The organism is Arthrobacter sp. ZGTC131, assembly GCF_002929275.1.
Taxonomy (GTDB): Bacteria; Actinomycetota; Actinomycetes; order Actinomycetales; family Micrococcaceae; genus Arthrobacter.
In genome coordinates, this window is sequence record NZ_PJIK01000080.1 from 1 (window position 1) to 599 (window position 599).

The following is a 599-nucleotide window of genomic DNA, read 5'->3' on the forward strand; positions in this document are numbered from 1 at the left end:
ACTTCCCCCTCGTCGGTGGTTACCGTGCGGCCCGCGGTGTCGAAGACTCCGCCGGGCACGGACAGCACGGGAACCCGTGCGATGTTCCGGCGCCGCAGTGCCCGAAGGCGGGCCAGCAGCTCGTCGATGTCAAAGGGCTTCGCCAGGTAGTCTTCGGCTCCGCGGTCCAGCCCCTCGACGCGGTCCGCGGGGTTGCCCAGGGCGGACAGGACCAGGGCCGGTGTCAGGATCCCGCGGCTGCGGAGCCGCGACAGCACATCCAGTCCCTCGATCGCGGGCAACCCGCGGTCCAGAAGCAGAACGTCGAAGGGGTGGGTCAGGCCCTCGTGGAGTGCGCGCTGCCCGTCAAAAGCCAGGGTCACGGCGTAGCCCTCCGATTCCAGGAGGTCCGCCAGCATCCGGGACAGCTGCCGGTCATCTTCCACGACGAGAATCCGGGGTCGGTCCGTCATGCCGAAAGTCTATTGGCCGGGCGCCCGACGGGCCCGGGGTGAGCTCGGGTTTGGGTACCCGTGGCCCTCGATTGCTGCTGAATCGTTCGCTGTGGAGGACGCCTGCGTTCCCCTTTGGTGCGTGGTAAGCAGGACGACGACGACGGC

1 protein-coding gene is annotated in these 599 nt (G+C 68.8%); it reads right to left on the bottom strand.

All coding sequences use genetic code 11. The features are described 5' to 3' along the window. The coding region (locus CXQ90_RS21770; protein ID WP_181038676.1) for a response regulator transcription factor at positions 1–452 on the bottom strand (452 nt) is incomplete at its 3' end. Positions 453–599: the final 147 nt, after the last annotated feature.